Origin of the sequence: Sedimentibacter sp. (assembly GCF_033447055.1) — a bacterium.
GTDB lineage: Bacteria > Bacillota > Clostridia > Tissierellales > Sedimentibacteraceae > Sedimentibacter.
Genome location: NZ_JAWQJF010000162.1, coordinates 1 through 3,618, shown reverse-complemented (window position 1 = coordinate 3,618; position 3,618 = coordinate 1). Strand labels below are relative to the sequence as shown.

General features: G+C 29.2%; 5 protein-coding genes. All 5 read left to right on the top strand.

All coding sequences use genetic code 11. From position 1 onward, the window contains the following. On the top strand, nucleotides 1-259 hold a 259-nt coding region (locus SA378_RS11115; RefSeq protein ID WP_318526048.1), incomplete at its 5' end, for a PadR family transcriptional regulator. Nucleotides 260-364: 105 nt separating this feature from the next. Continuing rightward, nucleotides 365-913 carry a hypothetical protein gene (locus SA378_RS11110; protein WP_318526047.1) on the top strand — a complete coding sequence of 183 codons (549 nt, stop codon included), beginning with the start codon at nucleotides 365-367 and terminating at the stop codon, nucleotides 911-913. After that, complete coding sequence (locus SA378_RS11105; RefSeq protein WP_318526046.1) at nucleotides 903-1,676, top strand: TatD family hydrolase; 774 nt, start codon at nucleotides 903-905, stop codon at nucleotides 1,674-1,676. Before SA378_RS11110 ends, SA378_RS11105 begins: the two co-directional genes overlap by 11 nt. Before the next feature lie 93 nt (nucleotides 1,677-1,769). Beyond that, nucleotides 1,770-2,213 carry a MarR family winged helix-turn-helix transcriptional regulator gene (locus tag SA378_RS11100; protein ID WP_318526045.1) on the top strand — a complete coding sequence of 148 codons (444 nt, stop codon included), beginning with the start codon at nucleotides 1,770-1,772 and terminating at the stop codon, nucleotides 2,211-2,213. A gap of 80 nt (nucleotides 2,214-2,293) precedes the next feature. Continuing rightward, nucleotides 2,294-3,136 (top strand): DegV family protein, encoded by an 843-nt coding sequence (locus SA378_RS11095; protein WP_318526044.1) that lies wholly within the window; start codon nucleotides 2,294-2,296, stop codon nucleotides 3,134-3,136. Nucleotides 3,137-3,618: the final 482 nt, after the last annotated feature.

The following is a 3,618-nucleotide window of genomic DNA, read 5'->3' as shown; positions in this document are numbered from 1 at the left end:
TGATAAGTATGGGTATGAAATTATTAAGGAACTAGAAGCCAAATCTTATGGCACTTTCGTTCTGAAGGAAGGTACGTTGTATCCAATTTTGCACAACCTTGAAAAAGAGGAACTGGTTAAATCAATTTCATATAAGATGGAAACTAACAGAATCAGAAAATATTATAAAATAACAAAGTTGGGAAGAATGTACTTGTATGATAAAAAAAAGGAATGGGCTGAATTTTCATCTAAGGTTAACTTAATAATAGGTATGTGAAATGTTGTTTTTATTGCAATTTTATTGCTTATTTCTTGAATTGTAACATATATTATGCTAAACTGAATTATAAAAATAATTGAAAAAACAGAAGGGAATAACACTATGGATTTTACGACAATAATGTATACTTTAATGATTACAATTGTAGGTTTTTTTGTATTTGTAAGTTTTAAAAATGATTTGAAATATAAAAAGGAAAACATGAAAATACTACTTAGTTTAAATGAAGACGATAAGACATCTCATTTATTAAGCAGTTTAGTAGTTGTTGTTCTTATTTTATTTGCGGGATTCGGCATAATAGGTATGATAAATACTAAAAGTTATACAAATGAAAATGTTGTCATCTTGATAATTATGTCAATTTTTTTGTTGGTATTATATTTGCCTATGATGAGAAAAACAAGAATTTCAAATTTGGGAATTCATAAAAAAAATTATCTCATCAGATGGGATGAAATTAAAGGATTAAATTATTTGAAACCTAACAGTAAAAATAAAGTTAAAGTTAAAATATTATATACAGTTTCGTTAAAGCAAACTTTTGCAGAATTAACTTTTAATAAAGATGATATCCAATTAGAAACGTTTAAAGAAATAGTAAAAGAATACAGGAATGTTAAAAAGAAGGATAAGAAGAGTGAAAAGTAAATTTATAGACAGTCACGCTCATCTTGATGATGAAAGATTCAATGAAGACAGAGAAAAACTGATTAATGAATTAAGTGGCAATGGTATTGAAATGATTTTAAATCCGGGAGCTGATTTAAACACTTCTAAAGCAGCGGTTTCACTAGCTGAAAAATATTCTATCATTTATGCGGCAGTAGGGTGTCATCCACATGATTCCAAGTATATGAATGATGAAACAATGAATATATTCAGAGAGTTAGCAAAAAGTAAAAAAGTTATTGCTATAGGTGAAATAGGTCTTGATTATTTCTATGACAATTCAGATAGAATTGTCCAGAGTAAATGGTTCAGAGAACAGATTAGGCTTGCTAAAGAACTTGATTTGCCGTATATCGTACATGACAGAGATGCTCATGAAGATGTTTTTAAAATAATGAAAGAAGAACACTATGATGGCACAAGGGGAATACTTCATTGTTATTCAAGTAGCGTGGAAATGGCAAGAGAATTTATTAAATTAGGATTTTATATTTCACTTGGAGGGCCGGTAACTTTTAAAAAGGCGAAAACTGCTAAGCTTGTGGCAAAGGAAATTCCATTAGATAAACTTCTCATAGAAACAGATTCTCCTTATTTGACCCCGGAACCATTTAGAGGCAAAAGAAATGAGCCTAATTATGTAAAATATGTTGCAGCAGAAATCGCTAACATTAAAAACATTTCAGTTGATATGGTGGCTGAAAAAACTAATGAGAATTTCAAAAGATTATTTTGTTTGTAATATATGGGAGTAGTACTTTTTAAAATAATAATGCTTGACAAATGTTAATATAATAAATATAATTTGATTGTCAAAATAAATTGAGGTGGTCTGATGAGCAATCATGATACTGTTAATGAAATACTTGTAAGACTTTTTGCAAATATTTTAGATATTGAAGAAAAATGCCTTAGAGTAGGTGATTTTTCTGATTTATCGATTTCCGAAATACATGTAATAGATAATATTGGAGTTGACAAAGAACGCACTATGTCTGATACTGCTAAGGATTTAAAAGTTACATCAGGTACGCTTACAACTGCAGTAGACAACCTTATAAAAAAAGGTTACGTTGAAAGGCGCCGTTCTGTTGAGGACAGGAGAGTTGTTAAAATAAAATTGACTGAAAAGGGAACAGATGCATTTAAGATGCATGAGGATTTTCACAAGGATCTTGTAATAAGCGCATTACAGCAACTGGACAGCAATGAAGAGAATCTGTTAATAAAGGTACTTTCAAATATTGACGTATTTTTTAATCATAAATACAAGTTCTAAATTATACTGTATGACGGTATAATTTTATATAAATACTTTCAAAGTCAAGAAATTTGATATAAAAACAAAAAGGGGTTATTATGAGTATACGAATAGTAATAGACAGTACGTCTGATGTGACAAATGAAATAATTGAAAAATATAATTTAAAAGTGGTTCCTTTGACAGTTAATTTTGAAAATGAATCTTTTTTGGACAAAATTGAATTAAGTTCGGCTGAGTTTTTTGAAAAGCTTGCAAAATCAGAAAAACTGCCAACAACATCTCAGGTATCTCCGGGAGCTTTTGTGGAAGCTTTCAGTGAAATACTGTTAGAAGGAGATCAGGTTCTTGGGATATTTTTAGCTTCTGAATTCAGCGGGACATATGATTCTGCCCGCATTGCCAAGGACATGATTGGCAGCGACAACATTCGAATTATAGATTCAAGAAGTGTTTGTCTCGGAACATTTGCGCTTATATTAGAAGCAATAGAATTAGTTAATCAAAATAATACGATTGATAAAATAGTTGCTGAATTGGATAAAGCAAAAGAAAACATAGTGGCTGTGGCAGGACTTGACACGTTAAAATATCTGGAAAAGGGTGGACGATTGTCAAAGGGTCAAGCTGTTGTTGGATCCATATTAAATATTAAGCCGGTCATTGAAATAAAAGATGGAAAAATAAATGTTATAGAAAAAATCAGAGGAAAAAATAAAACAATAAACTGGTTTGATGAATGGATAGAAAAAAACAATTATAACTTGTCTGATAAAACTGTTCTTTTGTTCCATGCACGAAACGAGGATCAGTTAAAGATTTTAAGAGATACAATTGAGGAAAAATACAAAATAAAAAATATTATTGAACAAGAAATAGGTTCTGTAATAGGAACTCATACAGGACCGGGTGTTTTAGGAATAGGATTTTTAAATAAATAATAATGTAAAAAAGAGTGTATGAAAGGATCTCTGTAGAATAACTTTCTATGATAAATTTCTAAACATACATGATTAGAGATAAGATTAGATATGCTTAGAAACAGTATAAATAATGTTCAATTATATGTCAACGACACCCTTGAAAAAGGGTGCTGTTTTTTGTATAGTGAGTTATTTTATTTCCGAATTTATTAGAGTTGATACTATGAAGGTCGGCTTTTTTTATTGAATATATTATTTGTAGAAAATTGTGAAAGTTATGTTATAATAATAAATAGTGTAATAAAATTGGCAATTTAAATAGCTTATTGTTAGTTATATTTTCATTAATTTAAAGGTTTTTATCTAATGGATGTTGTAATGCCATTAGTTGATAAAGTTGCTATTTTTCTGGTAGGACATCAACTTTTCAAGTAATTAAATATATTAGGTGGGTGAGTGATATGATTGATATTGGTGGATTGAAATTTAATAGTTTAGAT

Bases quoted from the DNA above. Each gene is read 5' to 3' on its own strand.
- SA378_RS11110 (WP_318526047.1), top strand. From the start codon at position 365: ATGGATTTTACGACAATAATGTATACTTTAATGATTACAATTGTAGGT.
- SA378_RS11095 (WP_318526044.1), top strand. From the start codon at position 2,294: ATGAGTATACGAATAGTAATAGACAGTACGTCTGATGTGACAAATGAA.
- SA378_RS11100 (WP_318526045.1), top strand. From the start codon at position 1,770: ATGAGCAATCATGATACTGTTAATGAAATACTTGTAAGACTTTTTGCA.